Origin of the sequence: Methylocaldum sp. RMAD-M, assembly GCF_017832375.1 — a bacterium.
In the GTDB taxonomy this organism is placed as follows: domain Bacteria; phylum Pseudomonadota; class Gammaproteobacteria; order Methylococcales; family Methylococcaceae; genus Methylocaldum.
In genome coordinates, this window is the sequence record NZ_JAFIBZ010000005.1 from 232,301 (window position 1) to 250,571 (window position 18,271).

The window sequence follows — 18,271 nt, forward strand, 5'->3', positions numbered from 1 at the left end:
AGCCTTTTGACAGATTGTCTTATGCCTGTTGTACGTAGCACACTTTATGGATTCGTTTTCCGGACATCGTCCGACAGCCTTTTCGGGAGAAAAACATGCGCACATTGATCGCGGGCTTGGTCTTATTACACGTGCTCTTGCTGAGCGGATGCGGATACAACACCCTGCAGCAGCAAGACGAGCAGATCAAGGCGAGCTGGTCGGAGGTCGTAAACCAATATCAGCGCCGGGCGGACCTGGTGCCCAATTTGGTCAACGTGGTGAAGGGTTACGCAGGGCACGAAAGGGAGGTGTTGACCCAGGTGACCGAGGCGCGTTCCAGGGTCGGGTCCGTTCAGGCCACGCCGGAACTGTTGAACGATCCGCAGGCCTTCTCCCAGTTCCAGGCGGCTCAGGGCGAATTGTCCGGCGCCTTGTCGCGATTGATGGCGGTGGCGGAGAACTATCCGCAGCTCAAGGCGGACAGTTTGTTCCGCGATCTGCAGGCGCAGCTGGAAGGTACGGAGAACCGCATCACCGTGGCGCGCAATCGCTACATCGCGGCGGTTCAGGACTATAACGTCACGGTCCGCTCCTTCCCCACCAACATTACCGCGCGGATTTTCGGCATGGAGGTCAAGCCGAATTTCACGGTGGAAAACGAACGCGAAATCTCTCGGCCGCCCACGGTCGATTTCGGCACGCCGGCCCCGGCCCCCGCCCCCGCCCCCGCCCCCGCCCCCGCTCCGGCCCGGTAGGCGAACGTCGATATCGATGCCGAACATGCTTCCGGTTTGGATTCTTGCCGTCCTTCTGGCGTTTGTCGGGTCCGAGGCTAGGGCCGAGGTTGCGGTGCCGGCGCTACAGGCGCGCGTTACCGATCTGACCGGGACCTTGAAGCCGGACGAAAAGGCGGGACTCGAAAGCCGGCTGGCGGCCTTCGAGGCTGAAAAGGGCAGCCAAATCGCGATCTTGCTGGTGCCCACCACCGAGCCCGAGACCATCGAGCAATATTCCATACGGGTGGCGGATGCCTGGAAGCTAGGCCGCAAGGGGATCGACGACGGCGTCCTGATCCTCCTGGCCAAGCAGGACCGTACCGTTAGGATTGAAGTGGGGCGCGGGCTCGAGGGCGTGATCCCCGATGCCGTCGCCAACCGGATCGTGGAAGACGTGATGATCCCGTTTTTCAAACAAGGCGATTTTCACGGCGGCCTGTCCGAAGGCATCGACAGTCTTTTCGCCCTGATTCGCGGTGAGCCTCTGCCCGCGCCTGCCGATGGCGAAAGAGTTCCGGATGAGGATCTGGGCGGCGTTTTCGGGCTTTCGATTCTGGGCGGCATCTTCGGTGGGCGGATACTCCGGTTTCTGTTCGGCCCCTTTCTCGGCGGGCTCATTGCCGGCGCGGGCGCCGGACTGCTGGTCGCCTTTTTCGGTCTGCCGATCCTGTTTTCGCTTTTCGTCGGCTTCTTCGTGTTCATGACGGTGTTCGGAGGCATGGGTCGGGTAGGGCCGGGCGGCTGGTACGGCGGGCCCGGTGGATTCGGCGGCTCCTCCGGAGGTGGCGGTTTCCGAGGGGGCGGCGGCGGTTTCAGCGGCGGCGGAGCTTCGGGGCGCTGGTGATGTTCAAGCATTTCGGTCGTATCCTAAAGCATCTGTGTTACGGACCCTGGCGGCTTCGGCGGGTCCTGCCGCGCCACGCGCTTAAAGCCATCGCCGAGGAGATCCGTGAAAGCGAGACGAAGCACGGCGGAGAAATCCGCGTCGCCGTGGAAATTTCGCTCGATTGGCGGAGATTGCTGCGGCGGGAGACGCCGAGGGAAAGGGCCTTGGAAGTGTTTTCCGATCTCCGCATCTGGGATACGGAACGGAACAACGGCGTTTTGATTTATCTGCTGCTCGCGGATAGGGACGTGGAGATCGTCGCCGATCGCGGTATCGACCGGCTGGTCGGAGCGGAAGCTTGGGAGCGTATCTGCCATGAGATGGAAGCGGCTTTTCGGAAAGGCGACTTCGAGGCGGGTATCGTGGCCGGGGTTCAAGCCGTGGGCTCTCATTTGGAAAAGCACTTCGCGGGACCGGATCTGCACGGCGACGAGCTCGCCAATCATCCGGTCATTATTGATGGTTGAGTTTGCTCGGCCGCTCCCGCCGGCCGATACTGTTTTGAGTTAAGGCTCAGGCTCGTCGTTCCGGCAGGGAATGCCGGAACCCAGACGTTCGGGACGACTTGCGGAGTAACGTCCTTGTCGACTGGATACCGGCACTCCCTGCCGGTATGACGGCTTAGTTCAACAGCATTGTCCCGCGCCGGGTACGGACTTTTTCCGGTCAACCGGCTAGTTGCCGATTACTATTAACGGATCACTTCATTTGCCGGAGACCACTCATGACCGACGCATTGTTAATCGCCAAAGGCCGGGATTCGCTTTCACTGCTGCCGTCCATGGCCAACCGCCACGGCCTGATCAGCGGAGCGACCGGCACCGGCAAGACCGTTACGTTGCAAGTTCTGGCGGAGCGTTTCAGCCGCATCGGCGTGCCGGTGTTTTTATCGGACATCAAAGGCGATTTGTCCGGTTTGAGCCAGCCGGGCGTGGCCAGCCCGAAGATGGCCGAGCGGCTATCGTTGCTCGGCATCCAGGGCCATGAATTCGCCGGATTTCCGGTGACCTTTTGGGATGTTTTCGGCGAACAAGGCCATCCGGCGCGGGCGACCATTTCCGAGATGGGGCCCTTGCTGCTCTCGCGCATGCTTAATCTGAACGAAACCCAGGAGGGCGTGCTCCACCTGGTTTTCAAGATCGCGGACGACAGCGGAATGCTGCTGCTCGATCTGAAGGACTTGCGCGCGATGCTTCAGTTCGTGGGCGAAAATGCGGGCCAATTCACCACCTCGTACGGCAACATCTCCGCCGCCAGCATCGGCGCCATCCAGCGCGGTTTGATGGCCTTGGAAAGCCAGGGCGGAGACCGGCTGTTCGGCGAGCCCTCCCTGAACATCGACGATCTGATGCAAACCGCGCCGGACGGGCAGGGCGTAATCAATATCATGGCCGCCGACAAGCTCATGCAGGCACCGAAAGTCTATGCAGCCTTTCTGCTCTGGCTGTTGTCCGAACTGTTCGAGCATCTGCCGGAAGTGGGGGATCGCGACAAACCCAAGCTGGTGTTTTTCTTCGACGAGGCGCATCTGCTATTCGACGACGCTCCGGAGATTTTGCTGGACAAGATCGAGCAAGTCGTGCGCCTGATCCGCTCCAAGGGCGTGGGCGTTTATTTCGTGACGCAAAATCCTCTGGACGTTCCGGACAAGGTTTTGGGACAGCTCGGCAATCGCATCCAGCACGCGCTTCGGGCCTTTACGCCGCGGGATCAGAAAGCGGTTCGTTCGGCGGCCGAAACCATGCGCGACAATCCGGACCTGGACGAGAAGACCGTCATTACCGAGTTGGGCGTCGGCGAAGCCTTGGTTTCATTACTCGACGAAAAAGGCCGTCCGCATATCGTCGAGCGGGCCTTCATCCTGCCGCCTCAAAGCAAGATCGGCCCCATCGATGCCGCTCAACGAAAGCAACTCATCGGCGAGTCGCCCATCGCGGGCCATTACGAAAAAGCCGTGGACCGGGAGTCGGCCTACGAAATGCTCAAAGCGCGTGCCGCCGAGGATCTCCAGCAAAGGACCGAAGAAGCCGGCCGTCCTGCTTCCGGTTCGGCAGCCGGAGGCATTTTCGATACGCTCGGGAGCATTCTGGGCACTCCGTCGCGCGGTAAGGGCAAACAACGGCAAACCGCGATGGAGGCCTTCGCCAAAAGCGCCGCCCGAAGCATAGGCAGCGAACTCGGCCGGCAGCTTCTTAGGGGCGTGCTGGGGTCTTTGACGGGAAGAAAAAGGTAGGGTGGACGTTATCAGGTATACCAAAAGGTAGGATGCGGTGAGGGACGAACCGCATCGTTCGCGATCAATGCGTTTCGGGCACTCAGTGCATCTTACGAACTCGTTATCGGGCAGGCGGCAATAAAAATATCGGCTTGCGGCTATTCTTAACGACGGCTCAGTTTACATGTGGGTCCCGGTCGGCCAGTTTCGGCCGACCGGGACTTCTCGCGAGGCGCCGAACGAACCCGCGTGATCCGTGCGGCCATAGAAGAGTTGACGAGGAGTTAAGATGTTTTACGAAGTGAAGCCTTTGGTGCTGATTCTGATCGGGGCCGCCGTGGTCATGAGTCAGACCGCCTTGGCGATACCGTTTGCCGTACTGTTGATCGTTCTCGGCGCATTCATTATGGGCATGCGTTTCATCTATCGCTCCGAAAGAGTCAGTAGAGCAAAAACCGCTTCACGGCAACGAAAGAATTTCTGATTTACCGGGCAATCGGCATTTCGTTCCGCAGAGCCGCAGAGACCGCGGCTGTTTGGTGGGTTAATTCCAAATCGCTTTCAATAAGGCATTCATTTTGTAGATGGTGGGTTAGGCCGCGAGGCCGTAACCCACCGAGCGACCTCGAATCGGTGGGTTACGCTCCGCTAACCCACCTACAATTAATGGTCACTCGAATGCCGAATGGAATAAGATCCATGCCTAACCCGCGCGCTTTCGAAACGGTGTACGATTCTGCCACCGGTTTAGGGCGCCGCCATTAATCTCGCCAGTCCCTTCCGCATTTCCTCCATCAACAACATTCCCAATGCAAACGGCAGAGTAAACAGCCAGACGTCGAGCTCTATGGGCGCGGTGCCGAAGATGTTGTTGCCCCAAGGCGTGTAATCGATGAACAGGATCAAGGCGATTTCCAGCAGAATGCCGACCAGGATTAATCGGTTGTTGAAAAGGGGAGAGCGGAACAGGGGGCGGTCCGGATGTTTGCACAGAAAGACGTTCATCACCTGCATGACGATGATGGCCGACAGACAGGCCGTGGTGGCTCGGAGATAAATCGGGTTGTCTCGGGCCAAGGTTTGGCCGTACTGCCAGCCGGCTCCATGGAGCACGTAGAAAAAGGCCGCCATGGCGGCGAGGGCTTCGAGAACTCCGAGGAACAGGTAGGCACGCGTGAGCAACGGCCAGGTGAGCAGTTTTTCCCTGGCCGATCGGGGCGGCTTTTTCATGCAGACGGGGTCCGGGCGATCCGCTCCGAGTCCCAGGGCCGGCACCATATCGGTGCCGAGGTCGACCGCCAGAATCTGGATGATGGTCAGGGGCAGCGGAATGCTGAACAGGGCGAAAGCGAGGTAAGGCACGAGTTCGGGAATGTTGGACGTGAGTATGTAGGACATGAACTTGCGGATATTGCCGAATACCGCCCGCCCTTCCTCTATCGCGCTGACGATGCTCGCGAAATTGTCGTCCAGGAGAATCATGTCGGCGGATTCCTTGGCCACGTCGGTTCCGGCAATGCCCATGGCGATGCCGATGTCGGCGGTCTTGAGCGCCGGGGCGTCGTTGACTCCATCGCCGGTCACCGCCACTACGTGCCGTTTGCGTTTCAGGGCGTCGACGATGCGCATCTTCTGGTCGGCGCCGAGCCGGGCGAAGATGACTTCTTCTTTGTCGAGCGCGAGCTGTAGCTGCGTGTTGGAGAGCCGCCGCAATTCGTCGCCGGTGATCACGTGGGGGTGATTGCCGCGGAGCAGACCGATTTCCCGGGCGATCGCCTTGGCGGTGTGAGGGTGATCGCCGGTGACCATGATGACCTTGATGCCTGCCTGAAGGCATTTTTCGATGGCGGACGGTACTTCTGGGCGGGGCGGATCTTCCAGTCCCACCAGGCCGGTCAGTGTCAGCCGCTCTTCCAGCCGCTCGCGCGCGTATGTCTCGGGGATTTCGCGATCGGCAAAGGCGAGGATGCGAAGTCCGCGTTCCGCCATCGTTTCTTGGGCATAGACAAACCGGCGGCGCATTTCCTCGGTCAGCGGCACGATTTCTTCGCCGATCTGCACGTCGGAGCACAGCGGCAGCACGGTTTCCAGGGCGCCTTTGGCGTACAGCCGGTTCCCCTCCGGCGTGCGGCTCAAAATCGAAAGGCGCTTCCGGTCCGTGTCGAAAGGGATCTCGTCGATTTTCGGATAGGCGGCGGTATCGTTCAGGAACCGTTCCGCCATCCGCACCAGCGCGATCTCCATGGGATCGCCGAGTAGCTCCCGCTTTCCGTCGCGGCTCGTTTCCTTGAGGTTCTGGCAGTTGCGCGCGCACTCCCAAAGTCTCGGGTAGGTTGCAGCGAGTTGTTCGTCGATATCTTCCGGATGACAGACTTCATTGCCGAAGAAGATTTGTCTCGCCGCCATGCGGTTTTGCGTCAGGGTGCCGGTCTTGTCCGTGCAGATGACGGTGGCCGAGCCCAATGTTTCGACCGATGGCAGGTGGCGTACCAAGGCATTGCGTTTGGCCATGCGCTGGGTGGCCATGGCGAGGGAGAGGGTAACCGTGGGCAGCAGGCCTTCCGGTACGTTGGCGACGATGATGCCGATGGCGAAGATGAAATCCTGCCAAAACGACAGGCCGGCCGCCCGCCCGATGAAAAAGAAGACGATGCCCAATGAGACGGCAAGCATGCCGACGATCCGGCTCAGGCGGAGGATTTCGTTTTGGAGAGGGGAAACGGGTTCGCCTGCCGTTTGAGTGAGGTGGGCGATCTTGCCGAATTCGGTGTGCATGCCGGTGTGGAAGACCACCGCCCGGCCTTCGCCGGAGACGACGGCGGTGCCCGCCAGCAGGACATTGCGAGCGTGAATGAGCTCGTCCGTCGCCGAGGGCTGCGCGTCTCTGGCTTGGGGTAAGGCTTCGCCGGTTACCGTGGCGTTGTTCACCCTCAGGGCAAAAGCCTCCAGAACCCGGCAGTCGGCGGGTACGTTGTCGCCTTCCTGCAGCAGGATCACATCGCCCGGCACGATGTCCGAAGCATCCGCAAGGCGCACGCTGCCTTCGCGCATCACCTTGATTTGCAGCGGCAGGAGCTTTTGCAGCGCGGCGATGGCTCTTTCGGCCCGGTATTCCTGCCAGAACGAAAACAGCCCGTTGACGAGGATCACGCCGATAATGGCGAAACCCAGAGTTTCCATGCCTTCCCCCGGCGCTTTCCAATCCCCGAAAAACGCCAATGCCGCGGCAAGCCAGAGGAGCAGGGCGAAAAAGTGAGTGAACTGCCTGGCGAAGCGTAGTGCGACGGATTCCCGCTCGAACTCCGTAAGCCGGTTGGCACCATATTCACGGAGCCGGCGGGCCGCTTCGGTTTCACTTAGCCCTTCGGGTTGAGTATGAAGGCTTGTCAAGGCCTGATCGGGTTGGAGATGATGGATTTTCATGCCGCCTTTTGGGGTGAACCGATCCAGCAAACGCCTTGGCCGCCGTAGGCAATTTCGCGGATTTTCGTCAAGCGGCCGAAATATGTACAGAAAAAGAACTTATATGCTATAAACCCCGCGCTATCACGCCGATGTTTCAATACGCGGACAGTTAGAACCCACTCAACTAAACAGTCGGTTTACAGAGTATGACCAATCAACAATTCGATAAGACTCGCTTTTCTGTTCTGAGAAATGGTTTTTGCGCCTTCTCTATCGCCGTGGCTGGGCTATTGGCCGGCTGCGATGCCGGTCCCGGCGGCAGTTCTTCTGCGCCGGCCATGTCGGAAGCGAAAATCAGCGGGAACGTTCAGGATCAACACGGTCCCGTTACGGATGCCAAGATCGAAGTGCGGGACAAGAACGGTCAGTTAGTGACGACGACGGAGGTTACGAGCACCTCGAACCAGTACTCGATTACCGTCCCCGCGGGCACTGCGTATCCCATCGTGCTGACCGCCACTCCGAACAATCCGGCGCCGGGTCGCGGTCCGGTCAAGGCCGTGGTAACCAGTTCACTAGCCGACCGTATGGACATCACCGACGTCACCACCATCGTGGTCGATTCGGCCATGACCTTGGGCGGCTTGACCGAAGCGAACATCGCCAAGGCGTCCGGCGGCGCGATCGGCTTGCGCCAGCGCCAAGGCGCGAGCGCGGCAGCGGGCGGCGGCGGTGCGGGTCCCGGCCAGAGCGGCGGCGGCGTCAGCCGTGGTGGGCACGGCGGGCATGGCGAGCATGTGCCTTCCGGTTCCGGCGCATCTCCGTCCGACAGCAGCTCCGACCAACAGCAGCCGGCGCAGCAGTAATACGGTGTAATCGACTTTAGCCTTTCGGCCGGGATGCTTTAGCTTTTTTAAAGACTCCCGGCGATTTTCCCGAAGCCGGCAGATGAGCTCGACGGAGCCGTCTGCCGGTTTTCTTTTTGGTCGCGGCTCGGACCTTGTTGAAACGGGCAGGCCGCGATTGGAAGGGTCGCGACTAAAGCGACCGTTTGCGATTGGGAAGGGATTGCCGACCTACCTATCGGGCTCTCTGACACCGACCAGAGAGGGATACGGGAAGCGGGAGTCCCTACAAGCGTATGGGCTTTTTGGGCAGCGTGTCGGTAGGTGAGAGTTCCGGCAGCACGGGCAAGCGGACCACAAATTCGCTGCCTTGGCCAGGACCGGGACTGGAGACGCACACGGTTCCTCCGTGCAATTCCACTAAGCGGCGGACGATCGTGAGACCAATGCCGAGACCGCCTTGGGATCGATCAAGCGTGCGCTCGGCCTGGGTGAAGAGATCGAAGACCTGGGGCAGTATCTCGGCCGGTATGCCGAGACCGGTGTCCCGCACGCGAAGCTCGATGTCGGAGCCGTCCCGATTTGCGGTGAGCCAGAGGGCGCCCCCTTTCGGCGTGTATTTGGCGGCATTGTTCAGCAAATTGCCCAAGACTTGGATCAGCCGGATGCTGTCGCCCTCCAGGTATACGGGAGCGGAGGGGAGAGTGACGGTGAAGGCGTGTTTCCGTTCATCAAGGAGAGGTCGCGTGACCTCGATGGCGCGGGCCACGATATCGCTCAGCTCGATCGTGTCTTTTTTGAGTTCCACTTTGCCGCGCGTGATGCGGGAAACGTCGAGAAGGTCATCCACCAACCTGACCAGATGGGCCGTCTGCCGATCGATTACATCCTCCGCCCATTGATGTTGCGGATGTTGCGGACCGATCCGCCGCAGGAGTTCCACCGCATTTCGAATCGGGCCCAAGGGGTTGCGCAGTTCGTGGGCCAGCATGGCCAAGAATTCGTTCTTGCGGTGGTCGGCTTCTTGGAGTGATGTTTGGGCCTGTATCAGATCGTCGATATCCGAGCATGAGCCAAACCACTTGATGATGTGGCCGGCCTCGTCGCGGATCGGTTGGGCGCGACACATCACCCACCGGTACTCGCCGTCTCGATGGCGGAGCCGATGCTTCATCTCGTAAGGTTCGCCGGTCTGGAGGCAATGCTTTCGGCGTTCATTGACCAGTTCCACTTCTTCGGGATGCAAAGCCCGCATCCAGCTGAAGCCCTTTTCTGAGTCGCACGGCTGTCCGGTGAATTCATGAAAGCGCGGGTTGGTGTAGTCGACCCGCCCATCCGGACAAACCGTGAAGACGATATCCGGCACTGTCTCGGCTAGGGCGCGGAATCGCTGCTTGCTTTCGCGCAGCGCCCGCTCCACCCGCGCGCGCTGGACGATCTCCCGCCTTAAGGTTTCATTGGCTTGCACCAGTTCGGAGGTGCGCTCCTGCACCCGCGTTTCCAGTTCGGCGTAAGCTTGGCGCAATGCTTCCTGAGCCCGCTTCCGCTCGATAATCTCATGCCATTTGCTCAAGGTGCACTTGACGATATGCGGCATGGCGGACAGGGTGGCCTCGGACTTGACGAGATAATCCAGAGCCCCGGCCTTCATCGCCTCGACTGCGATCGCCTCGTTCCCGTAGCAGGTCATAACGATGACCGGATAAGACGTATTCGAGCCTTCCTGCGGCAAAAGCTCCGTACCTTTCCCGTCGGGCAGCCGCAAATCGGTGATCACGAGATCCGGTAGGGCGACGGCAAGCGCCTCCCGCGCCTCGCGGAGATGGCGTACCACCGTCAGACGAACGGGTTCGCCTTGAGCCTCGAATGCTCTCTGTATGAGCTCGGCGTGGCTAGTATCATCCTCGGCCAAAAGGATGTGAAGGATGGTGTCGGCTATCGGCGCGGCTGCGGATGGCTCAGGTTTCATGAACAGTTCGGTCGGACCAGGGGTAGTGATTCCAGGCCAGCCAATAAAAGCCCAGATCTTCCATCATCCGGGTGAAATTCTCGAAATCGACGGGCTTGACGAGATAGCTGTTGGCATGCTGGCCGTAAGCTCTGGCGATGTCTTGCTCGGCTCGTGAGGTGGTGAGAATGACGACCGGCAGATTCGCAATGGACGGCGATGCCCTGATTCTACCCAGGACTTCAATGCCATTGATGCGGGGAAGGTTGAGGTCTAGCAGGACGACGTGCGGCCTCGGGCTGGTTTGCGGATCGGCATACGCGCCCTGTCGCAGCAGATAATCCAAGGCTTCCGCGCCCTGGCTGACATGATAGATCCGGTTCGCCACGCGGTGTTCCTGAAAACAGCGGATGACCAGTTCGGCATGATCCGGATTGTCTTCGACCAACAGGATATTCAGGACTTCTCCCTTCATGCTGGATCCCTCAGGGAAAAATAAAACGTGCAACCCAGCCCTTGACCTTCCGAGTCTACCCAGAGACTTCCGCCGTGCACCTCGACGATTCGCTTGACGATCGCCAGTCCGATTCCGGTACCCTCCGTATTGGGATCGAGCCGCTCGAACAGGCCGAAGATCTTCGTATGGTAGCTTGGCTCGATTCCGATACCGTTGTCACGTACAAAATAGACGATTTCTCCTTCTCTTGCTTCCGCGCCGATCTCGATCAAGGGTTCATCCTGGTCACCCATGAATTTGACGGCGTTTTCGATCAGGTTGAGCCACACCTCGAAGATCCGCTTCGGATCGCCGACCGCGTCGGGCAGACCGCGGCTGATCTCGGTCCGCAGTTTACGCCCGGAAAGCCGGTCCCTGACAAGCTCGACCGCCTCATGGACGAGAGCGCGCATCGAGACCTTTTCGGGCGGATTCGCGACGCGGCCGATGCGAGACAGCTCCAGCAGATCTTCCAGCAAGGTCTGCATTCGGCTCGCCGCCGCACGGATCCGCCGGATGTCTCCGCGCATACGCTCGAAATCTCCCCGCGTCGCGCTTTGTTCCAACATGCCTGAAAATCCCTGGATGGTAATCAAGGGACTCTTGAGATCGTGCGAGGCGGTGTAAATGAACCGCTCCAATTCCGCATTTTTTTCTGTCAGCTGTTCGAGGAGAGCAGCCTGTTGTTCCTGGGCTTTTCGGCGTTCGGTCACATCGCGAATGATTCCGGTGAACAGGCGATGGTTGCCCAGAGGGGTTTCGGCGACGGTCAGTTCGATGGGAAAAGTGGATCCATCCCGACGCAGCCCGAGGACTTCGCGGCCGATGCCGATGACCCGGCGTTCCCCCGTTCTGAGATAGCGGGCAATGTAGGCGTTGTGTTCGTCGCGGTAAGGGGAGGGCATCAGGAGAGTAATGCTCTGACCTTTTACCTCCGCTTCGGTGTACCCGAACATGCGCTCGGCCGCGGGATTGAAGGTCTCGATGAGCCCCCGCTCGTCGATCACGATGATGGCGTCGACGGCGGTCTCGAGAATCGCGCGCAACCGCACCGTCTGGTTCGCCAAGGCTTTCTCGGCGAGTTTGCGGCGACTGATGTCGTGAACCGTAGCCAATACGAAACGACCTTGCTCGGCCTCTAGGAGAATTAGGCTTATATCCGCTGGAAATTCGGTTCCATCCTTGCGCAAGCCGAAAAGATCCAGTCCTTCCCCCATGGGGCGGGAGCGGGGATGTTCGGCGTAACCCGCACGCTCTTCTCGATGCCGCCCGCGAAACCGTTCCGGCATGAGGTCTTCGACCGTGAGTTCCGCCAGTTCTTCGCGGGCATAGCCGAAAAGTTTCTCCAGCGCGGGATTGGAAAAAAGGATTTTTCCCTTGATGTCCGTAATCGCCATGCCATCCAAAGAGGACTCCAGCCATACACCGAAGTTCTTTTTTTTCAGCAGGAATTCCATCATGAAATGCCCGGAAAATGGTAAGAAACCCTTGATCGGTGAATCGATCAAGTGATTTTAAGCCGGTTGCAGTAAGAAAATTCTTATTTTTTAAAGGGTAATCAGTCCGTGGCGCAAGGCTAGATGGGTGAGTTGCACGACATTCGCAAGCCGGAGTTTTCGCATGAGATGCGTTTGATGCACGCTGATGGTCTTGGGGCTGGTGTGCAAGAGCTCGGCGATTTCCGCCACGGAACGACCCTGGGCCAGATGGCGGAAAACCTCGAATTCGCGCGGCGTCAAGAGCTCTACGGGCTTTTGCGATTGAGTCGACGCGGCTCGTTTCAGATGTTTGTCGAAGAAAAAGTCGCCGCTGAAGACGATCCGTGTCGCTTCCACGATCAATTTGGCCGCGCTCCGCTTGCCGATATACCCCCGGACGCCGGTTTCCCGCGCGCGCTCGATGAGCACTTCGCTTTCATAAGCGGAAAACATCAGAATTCGCGCCCGGGAATCGCGTTTCAGAATCTTGCGGGCTGCTTCGAGTCCGCTGATGCCGGGAAGGGCCACGTCCATGACGACGATGTCCGGCTGGTGTTTCAGATAGGCCTGATAGGCCTCTTCCCCGTCTGCCGCTTCGGCCAGGACGGTGATATCGGGCGCTTGCTCCAATAGGCGCCGGTAGCCGCTGCGCACTACCGGATGATCGTCGACTAGCAGTACGGAGATCATGGTCTGGCTTGGCTAGGAATTTCGATCGCTACGCAGGTTCCCTGTCCGCTCTGGCTCTCCAGGCTGAAGAGTCCTCCAAGCGCCTCGACCCGTTCGCGGACGCCCATCAATCCCAGTCCCCGCTTCGTTTCCCGGGACGATAAACCGACGCCATTGTCCTTGATCAACAGGCGGACGGAAACCGACTCGCCGGGCACAGGTCCAAAATGCCGCTGACACGATTCTCCCTGGCACGCGATACTCTCGCAGACCATGACTTCGGCTTGCGTCGCCCGGGCATGCCTGCCGATGTTATTCATGCACTCCTGGACGATTCGATACACCGTAATCTTAAGCGTTTCATCCAGGACGCCGAGATCGCCGATGATGGTCAGTTTCCAACTGATGTCGCGATAATGCGATCGGTATTCGTTGACTAATTCTTCGAGGGCTTCGGCCAGTCCCAGTTGATCGAGCAAGGGCGGACGCAGATTCTCGATCAGGCTGCGGACGGTGTCATGAAAGCGGATCAGCAAGGCTTCGACGGTTTGAGCGCTGTGATGGATCTCCGGGTGGCTTCGTTCGCTGAGCGAGGACATCATCGCGAGGTCCGCCTGCATGGCAGTCAAATATTGCCCAAGCTCGTCGTGCAGTTCGCGCGCTACTCTCTTGCGCTCCTCTTCCTGGGCCTTGAGCAATTTTCGGGTCAGCTGGCGGTTTTCATTCAGCAACCGCCGGGTTTCCTGCTCGGCTTTACGCCTTTGCGTTTGCTCGCGCGACTGGATCAGAGCGAGTGCCAGGCTATGCGCGAAAGTGGTGGCCAAAACCTCGTCCTCCTCGGAAAAGGGCTCCCCGTTGAGTTTGTCACAGAGATAAACGCGGCCGTACACCTTGCCATCGTCGGCGATCGGCACCGCGAGAAGGCTCTTCATCGGCGGATGGCCGGGCGGAAATCCCGCCGATCGCGGATCACGGGTCAGGTCGTCGAGCCGCAACGACTGGTTTGTTTGAACCACTACGCCGAGCAGTCCTTTCCCTTCCGGCCAGCGGCCGATTCGTTCGATCTGTTCCTGGCTGACGCCGGTGACGAAAAAGCCGTCCAGCTTTCCGTTTTCGTCAATTATCCCGACGGCGCCGTACCGTGCGCGCAGCAGAGTCGCCAGCACGTTGATGCCGCTTTGCGCCATGTTTTCCTCTCCTTCGACATGAGCCATCAAAGCCATCAGCGTGCGGGACGCCTGATTCAGTTCGCCGAGCCGCGTCGACCACAGGCGAAGCTGCCGCTGCTCCTCTTCGAGTTCGGCCGACAGCTTTTGATAGTGATCGAGCAGCAACTCGAGCAAACGCGGACGGGTAACCGCTCCGACGAAGGCGCCGCTATCGTCCGTAACCGGCAAGATCCAGTGGTTCTCCCGTTCCATGAGAGCGAGCGCCGCGACGATGGATGTATCCCGTCCGATGGCCGGCGGTATCGTTCTCGGGAGTAGATCGGCAAAGATTCGGTGAGGCGATTGGGCGATTTCTTCACTGGTTACAAAGCCCAGAAAACGGTCGTTTCCGGAGGAAAAGACGGCGAAGAGGGCCGGCGTGGAAGTTGGGCCGAGTCTGGGGCGTTCTTCGTCAGTGACTTTGATCAGCCCGTCCGCCAAAGCGTCCAGGATGGTCGGTTGCACTAAAACGTTTCCTCTAGGTGCAATTCCGTTTCGACATCGAGGTGAAGAATTTCGGTGTCGTCCATGAAGGGCTTGATTCGCTGGAGCACGAATTCGATGAGTTGTTCCTTGGGGACACGCCGCAGAACCGCTTCGCGTACCAGAATGTCGCTGATGACCTCGTCCTCCAATTCGAGGTGAGCGAACGGATAAGTCATTAAAAGCTCCAGGGATTTTCGGATGGCTTTGCAGCCTATGGTAGCGCGGCGCCCCAACACCAAGCCTTCGTGAACGGGCGGAATCTTGAATTCTCTGATGCGAGCACGCAGGGTATATTTGGTCGTCAATTTATTGTCTTGCACTGCTGGTCTTCTGTTTGCTAGTCAACCGTTATAAGACTCCTAGCGCGGAAAAGTCACCCCTTCCGTCTAAAGAGACTTAGATTAAGTCAGCGACTCCAGAACGTAAATCTTCGGGATCGATAACTTTCATCATTCCAGGGCCGAATAGGGTGAAAATAAGCAAGGGGTTCGGTTTCTATTTTCGGGATGAACATCCGATGAAGCGTTCAGGAATCCCTTGAGCCTAAGAAGGATTTTTCGATATTAAATACCCACAATATCGCTAACGAGAGGCAATCGACAGTTCCGTGACGGCAGATGTTAATACTCATAATCGTTCGGTGTCCGCCTCGGAGTCTTCTATCTTGCTTGGATCGAGCTCTCGCAATTTAGTTTAGTGCGACCAATGGCGACTGACATCCGACGAGGTTTTGAGCGGCCTGAATGAATAGACGTCGAGCTTATTCCATTCGACATTCAAGTGAACATTCATCGTAGGATGGGTAGAGCGAAGCGAAACCCATCGGTGGCGGGTTAGCCCCTCGGCTCCGCTCGGGACAGGCCCTTCGACAAGCTCAGGACAGGCTCCGCGTAACCCGCCGAATAACCTACAAAAACCAATTTTTTATCGAAAGCGACCTTGGAATCAGAGGTCGAATCATCAAAGAAAATCCGCGTTGTTGGCGGGAGCAATCGGGCAAAAAAGGAGCGGCAGTGAAAATAGCTGCCGCTCCTTTAAAGTACGAAAGCGTGGCTGTTACTGTTTTACGGCATTGAGATGGGTCATCGCTTCTTCGGCCGCTTTTCCGGCTATATCGGCATGCCCCATCTTGCCGTGTTCGATCGCGCCGTCCAGGCTTTTGATTGCCGCATCCAAGTGTGGATTGGGGTTTGCTTGATTCGCCGCCGTGGCGTGAGTTTTCGCGGCTTCCGCGTGCTCGGCCACACCTTTGGCATCGCCCTGTTTGCCGCTATCGACGGCGGCTTGGGCATGCTTCATCGCTTCCCCTTTGTGATCTTCGGCGGCAACGGCGGTGAAACCTAGCGACAATGTGAACAGGCCGGCGAGTAATCCGGACAAGATTTTTCCACGCATAACCATTTCTCCGTTAAAGGGTTGTTCTTCTTGAATGCCCCAATATGGGGCGGGTTACAAATATCACGACGTCAATTTCAAGTCCATCGTTAATACGAAAAACGGCAGCCACGAATGGAATGCCATCCGGTCTGCCGTTTTGTCGCGACAGCATGAAAACTATTTTTTGGCCTGTTTGAGATGGGTAACCGCTTCCTCAGCGGCCTGCCCTGCCATATCGGCGTGGCCCATTTGGCTGTGCTGAATCGCGCTGTCCAGACTTTTCATCGCAGCGGTCAGATGCTCATTGGGATTTTGCTGCATGGCGGCCTCGACATGGGGTTTTGCGGCTTCGGCGTGTTTGCCTACGCCTGCGGCATCGCCCTTCTTGCCGCTGTCGGCAGCGGCTTTTGCGTGCTTCATCGCTTCCTTGACATGGCTTTCCATACCCTCCGTTTCGGCCTTGCCTTTTCCTTCGGTTCCGGTCATCCCGGTACCGCCGGGATAGGGTTGACCGCCTCCGCTACTTTCGCCGGTCGTCCCGCGAACGCCTGTTCCGCTTTGGCCGGTTTCGGTTTGCGACTGCGCATAATATGCGGCGCTGTCTCCGGATCGTTCTGCGGCCGCAGCCGGACTCAGTGTTTGCGTAGTTATGCCGGCAAGCAGACAAAGCAAAATTTTGGAATACATTGCTTTTTCCTCCGTGAAAAATGTTCGGACGGCTAAATCGCCGTATCAGCGGGCGTGGCACAGGCCATACCTATACTCCACGGTCATTGGGGAGCCCTCGGTTGCCGCTTTTCTCGGACGAGAAAGGAATGCGGCAGGAATCAAGGGCTGATGCGCTTACTCGAAATCGCCGCTCCCGGTTTCGGGTTCGGGCATTTCTTCGGGCATCGACGGTTCCTCGGAACCCGGCGTCGGACGTTGGGGAGTTTTGCGTTGGCTCGGTTCAGAGGTTCCGCTCTCGGTGCCTCGGCGTTGGCCCGATTCCGGCGTGCCGCGTTCGCCATTCTTGCGTTTGCCCGTGCCGGACATTCCTTTTTCGTTATTCCGGCGCTTGCCGGCGCCCGACTGGCCGTTATCGTTCCCTTCCCGTCCGGCCGCCTCTCTGACGATCTCTATGACATCGCCTTTCATGGTGCCGTTTTGGAATTCTGCCTTAACGTAAGCGGCGATCCCTATGGGTCGATCCGCGGCAAGGGCCGGATTCAGACCGAGCAATGAGATAAATGCGCCTAAAAGTAAGCCGATTAGAAATTTCGAGCGCATGGCGTGCCTCCTTTGCACCAAAGTTCGTTCCATGTTCCCGGCGCGACCGGGAAAGTCATTGTTAACACACGGTAGTTTCCCAGTCTCTAGGGAAATTTACTAAGAACCGTGGGCTAATCCTGTAACTCCGGAAAACTCGTCGAGATGAAGTAAGAGCCTTCCGGCGTTAACGCTTGATGTGGCTCTTGATCATGATGCAAGTGTTGGCCAGATAGCTGAAGTCGTTGGAGGCCAGGAAATTCAGGACCTCGGCATTCTCCGCTCCGGGTTGCAGCCACACGTTCCTTAGACCGAGATCGAGACATTGCTTCAGGACGGACAAGGTAGCCTCGGGCGGTATGACGAAATTGACTAGGGTCGGTGTGCCGGGAAGTTGCGCAAGATCCGGATATGCGGGATCGCCATCCACCGACGCGCGATTCGGGTTGACCGCATAAACTTTGTATCCTTTGCCTTTCAGATCGCGATAGATGGCATGGCCGAATTTTCGTTCGTCGTCCGTCGCGCCCACCACGGCGACGACGGTGTCCGGTGCATCCAAAAGGTCGAGCAGAGCGTCGGGTGACAATGCCGTTGTCTCACTGAAAATTACGAATCATTAAACTGCCGATCAATGGCAGGCGCTTCGGAAGCCGGCAAATGCACGACCACGTCGATCTTTTCGCCGAATGTGCGCGAGACGATCTTTCCTCCGGCTTTCTCGACATGATAAGCGAGCGGCTGAAGTTTTGGATAATCGATCCTCAATTTGAGTTCGGCATATTCAACATAGGGCACGAGGGAGGCTTTCTCCAGGGCAAGTTTGGCCGTGCCGCCATAGGCGCGGACCAACCCGCCGGCTCCCAGCTTGATGCCGCCGAAATAACGAACGACCGCGACCAGCGCATTGACGAGATCGAAGCCGGACATATGCGCGAGTATCGGCTTTCCGGCCGTTCCGCTCGGCTCTCCGGCGTCGTTGAAATGGGCGATGATGCCGTTCTCGGTCTTGATCCGATAGGCGAAGGCGAGATGGTGCGCCGTCGGATGAGCCGATGCGATTTCGTACAGCCGCGACCGCAGCTGCGACTCGTCGGTGCAAGGCAGGGCGTAGCCGATGAAGCGCGAGTGATTGACGGTGAAGCTGGCTTCCGAACTTTTTTCGATGAGATACATGGATGAGAAAGATCGAACCGGTGAGTCTAATATCGTGCCCCAAACCCATCATACCGTAGCCGGCTTTAAAGCTTTA

General features: G+C 58.4%; 18 protein-coding genes. 6 read left to right on the forward strand and 12 right to left on the reverse strand.

Features of this window, described 5'->3' with window-relative positions; genetic code table 11:
• The first annotated feature begins 95 nt into the window (after nt 1–95).
• From JOD69_RS07585 to JOD69_RS07605, 5 genes are all read left to right on the forward strand, one after another.
• Entirely contained in the window at nt 96–737 is a 642-nt protein-coding gene (locus tag JOD69_RS07585; protein ID WP_086133058.1) for a LemA family protein, read from the forward strand.
• A gap of 25 nt (nt 738–762) precedes the next feature.
• Nucleotides 763–1,602: a YgcG family protein gene (locus JOD69_RS07590; protein ID WP_205780951.1), complete on the forward strand. Its 840-nt coding sequence runs from the start codon at nt 763–765 to the stop codon at nt 1,600–1,602.
• The gene (locus tag JOD69_RS07595) at nt 1,602–2,111 is read left to right on the forward strand and encodes a TPM domain-containing protein (RefSeq protein ID WP_077727887.1); all 510 of its coding nucleotides are present in this window, start codon (nt 1,602–1,604) and stop codon (nt 2,109–2,111) included. The genes JOD69_RS07590 and JOD69_RS07595 overlap by 1 nt, the downstream gene beginning before the upstream one ends.
• 257 nt (nt 2,112–2,368) lie before the next feature.
• Nucleotides 2,369–3,877 carry a helicase HerA-like C-terminal domain-containing protein gene (locus tag JOD69_RS07600; RefSeq protein ID WP_086133060.1) on the forward strand — a complete coding sequence of 503 codons (1,509 nt, stop codon included), beginning with the start codon at nt 2,369–2,371 and terminating at the stop codon, nt 3,875–3,877.
• A gap of 271 nt (nt 3,878–4,148) precedes the next feature.
• Entirely contained in the window at nt 4,149–4,343 is a 195-nt protein-coding gene (locus tag JOD69_RS07605; protein ID WP_077727889.1) for a hypothetical protein, read from the forward strand.
• Nucleotides 4,344–4,606: 263 nt separating this feature from the next.
• Here the strand turns inward: JOD69_RS07605 and JOD69_RS07610 are convergent, their stop codons facing one another.
• Nucleotides 4,607–7,282, reverse strand: coding sequence for a cation-transporting P-type ATPase (locus JOD69_RS07610; RefSeq protein ID WP_086133084.1), 2,676 nt, complete (start codon nt 7,280–7,282; stop codon nt 4,607–4,609).
• A gap of 188 nt (nt 7,283–7,470) precedes the next feature.
• Here JOD69_RS07610 and JOD69_RS07615 point away from each other — a divergent pair, with 188 nt between their 5' ends.
• Nucleotides 7,471–8,130 carry a hypothetical protein gene (locus tag JOD69_RS07615; RefSeq protein WP_205780626.1) on the forward strand — a complete coding sequence of 220 codons (660 nt, stop codon included), beginning with the start codon at nt 7,471–7,473 and terminating at the stop codon, nt 8,128–8,130.
• 265 nt (nt 8,131–8,395) lie between these two features.
• On the opposite strand, the gene JOD69_RS07620 is transcribed toward JOD69_RS07615, so the two are convergent.
• The 11 genes from JOD69_RS07620 to JOD69_RS07670 all read right to left on the reverse strand — a co-directional run bounded on the left by JOD69_RS07620 (nt 8,396) and on the right by JOD69_RS07670 (nt 18,195).
• On the reverse strand, nt 8,396–10,078 hold the full coding sequence (locus JOD69_RS07620; protein WP_086133061.1) for a PAS domain-containing sensor histidine kinase: 1,683 nt from the start codon (nt 10,076–10,078) through the stop codon (nt 8,396–8,398).
• Nucleotides 10,068–10,532: a response regulator gene (locus tag JOD69_RS07625; protein WP_086133062.1), complete on the reverse strand. Its 465-nt coding sequence runs from the start codon at nt 10,530–10,532 to the stop codon at nt 10,068–10,070. The genes JOD69_RS07620 and JOD69_RS07625 overlap by 11 nt, the downstream gene beginning before the upstream one ends.
• The gene (locus JOD69_RS07630; RefSeq protein WP_210023840.1) at nt 10,529–12,061 is read right to left on the reverse strand and encodes a PAS domain S-box protein; all 1,533 of its coding nucleotides are present in this window, start codon (nt 12,059–12,061) and stop codon (nt 10,529–10,531) included. Before JOD69_RS07630 ends, JOD69_RS07625 begins: the two co-directional genes overlap by 4 nt.
• 39 nt (nt 12,062–12,100) lie before the next feature.
• On the reverse strand, nt 12,101–12,721 hold the full coding sequence (locus tag JOD69_RS07635) for a response regulator transcription factor (RefSeq protein WP_077727892.1): 621 nt from the start codon (nt 12,719–12,721) through the stop codon (nt 12,101–12,103).
• Nucleotides 12,718–14,373, reverse strand: coding sequence for a GAF domain-containing protein (locus tag JOD69_RS07640; protein WP_086133063.1), 1,656 nt, complete (start codon nt 14,371–14,373; stop codon nt 12,718–12,720). The genes JOD69_RS07635 and JOD69_RS07640 overlap by 4 nt, the downstream gene beginning before the upstream one ends.
• Nucleotides 14,373–14,714, reverse strand: coding sequence for a hypothetical protein (locus JOD69_RS07645; RefSeq protein WP_240502350.1), 342 nt, complete (start codon nt 14,712–14,714; stop codon nt 14,373–14,375). The genes JOD69_RS07640 and JOD69_RS07645 overlap by 1 nt, the downstream gene beginning before the upstream one ends.
• Nucleotides 14,715–15,450: 736 nt before the next feature.
• Entirely contained in the window at nt 15,451–15,789 is a 339-nt protein-coding gene (gene smbP, locus JOD69_RS07650; RefSeq protein ID WP_240506766.1) for a small metal-binding protein SmbP, read from the reverse strand.
• A gap of 159 nt (nt 15,790–15,948) precedes the next feature.
• On the reverse strand, nt 15,949–16,458 hold the full coding sequence (gene smbP / locus JOD69_RS07655) for a small metal-binding protein SmbP (protein WP_077727895.1): 510 nt from the start codon (nt 16,456–16,458) through the stop codon (nt 15,949–15,951).
• Between the two features lie 156 nt (nt 16,459–16,614).
• Nucleotides 16,615–17,040, reverse strand: a complete 426-nt coding sequence (locus JOD69_RS07660) for a hypothetical protein (RefSeq protein ID WP_077727896.1) — start codon at nt 17,038–17,040, stop codon at nt 16,615–16,617.
• Nucleotides 17,041–17,206: 166 nt separating this feature from the next.
• The gene (locus JOD69_RS07665; RefSeq protein ID WP_168175305.1) at nt 17,207–17,608 is read right to left on the reverse strand and encodes a CoA-binding protein; all 402 of its coding nucleotides are present in this window, start codon (nt 17,606–17,608) and stop codon (nt 17,207–17,209) included.
• A gap of 20 nt (nt 17,609–17,628) precedes the next feature.
• On the reverse strand, nt 17,629–18,195 hold the full coding sequence (locus JOD69_RS07670; RefSeq protein WP_086133065.1) for a YigZ family protein: 567 nt from the start codon (nt 18,193–18,195) through the stop codon (nt 17,629–17,631).
• Nucleotides 18,196–18,271: the final 76 nt, after the last annotated feature.

Bases quoted from the DNA above. Each gene is read 5' to 3' on its own strand.
- JOD69_RS07585 (WP_086133058.1), top strand. From the start codon at position 96: ATGCGCACATTGATCGCGGGCTTGGTCTTATTACACGTGCTCTTGCTG.
- JOD69_RS07590 (WP_205780951.1), top strand. From the start codon at position 763: ATGCTTCCGGTTTGGATTCTTGCCGTCCTTCTGGCGTTTGTCGGGTCC.
- JOD69_RS07595 (WP_077727887.1), top strand. From the start codon at position 1,602: ATGTTCAAGCATTTCGGTCGTATCCTAAAGCATCTGTGTTACGGACCC.
- JOD69_RS07600 (WP_086133060.1), top strand. From the start codon at position 2,369: ATGACCGACGCATTGTTAATCGCCAAAGGCCGGGATTCGCTTTCACTG.
- JOD69_RS07605 (WP_077727889.1), top strand. From the start codon at position 4,149: ATGTTTTACGAAGTGAAGCCTTTGGTGCTGATTCTGATCGGGGCCGCC.
- JOD69_RS07610 (WP_086133084.1), bottom strand. From the start codon at position 7,282: ATGAAAATCCATCATCTCCAACCCGATCAGGCCTTGACAAGCCTTCAT.
- JOD69_RS07615 (WP_205780626.1), top strand. From the start codon at position 7,471: ATGACCAATCAACAATTCGATAAGACTCGCTTTTCTGTTCTGAGAAAT.
- JOD69_RS07620 (WP_086133061.1), bottom strand. From the start codon at position 10,078: ATGAAACCTGAGCCATCCGCAGCCGCGCCGATAGCCGACACCATCCTT.
- JOD69_RS07625 (WP_086133062.1), bottom strand. From the start codon at position 10,532: ATGAAGGGAGAAGTCCTGAATATCCTGTTGGTCGAAGACAATCCGGAT.
- JOD69_RS07635 (WP_077727892.1), bottom strand. From the start codon at position 12,721: ATGATCTCCGTACTGCTAGTCGACGATCATCCGGTAGTGCGCAGCGGC.
- smbP (WP_240506766.1), bottom strand. From the start codon at position 15,789: ATGCGTGGAAAAATCTTGTCCGGATTACTCGCCGGCCTGTTCACATTG.
- smbP (WP_077727895.1), bottom strand. From the start codon at position 16,458: ATGTATTCCAAAATTTTGCTTTGTCTGCTTGCCGGCATAACTACGCAA.
- JOD69_RS07660 (WP_077727896.1), bottom strand. From the start codon at position 17,040: ATGCGCTCGAAATTTCTAATCGGCTTACTTTTAGGCGCATTTATCTCA.
- JOD69_RS07670 (WP_086133065.1), bottom strand. From the start codon at position 18,195: ATGTATCTCATCGAAAAAAGTTCGGAAGCCAGCTTCACCGTCAATCAC.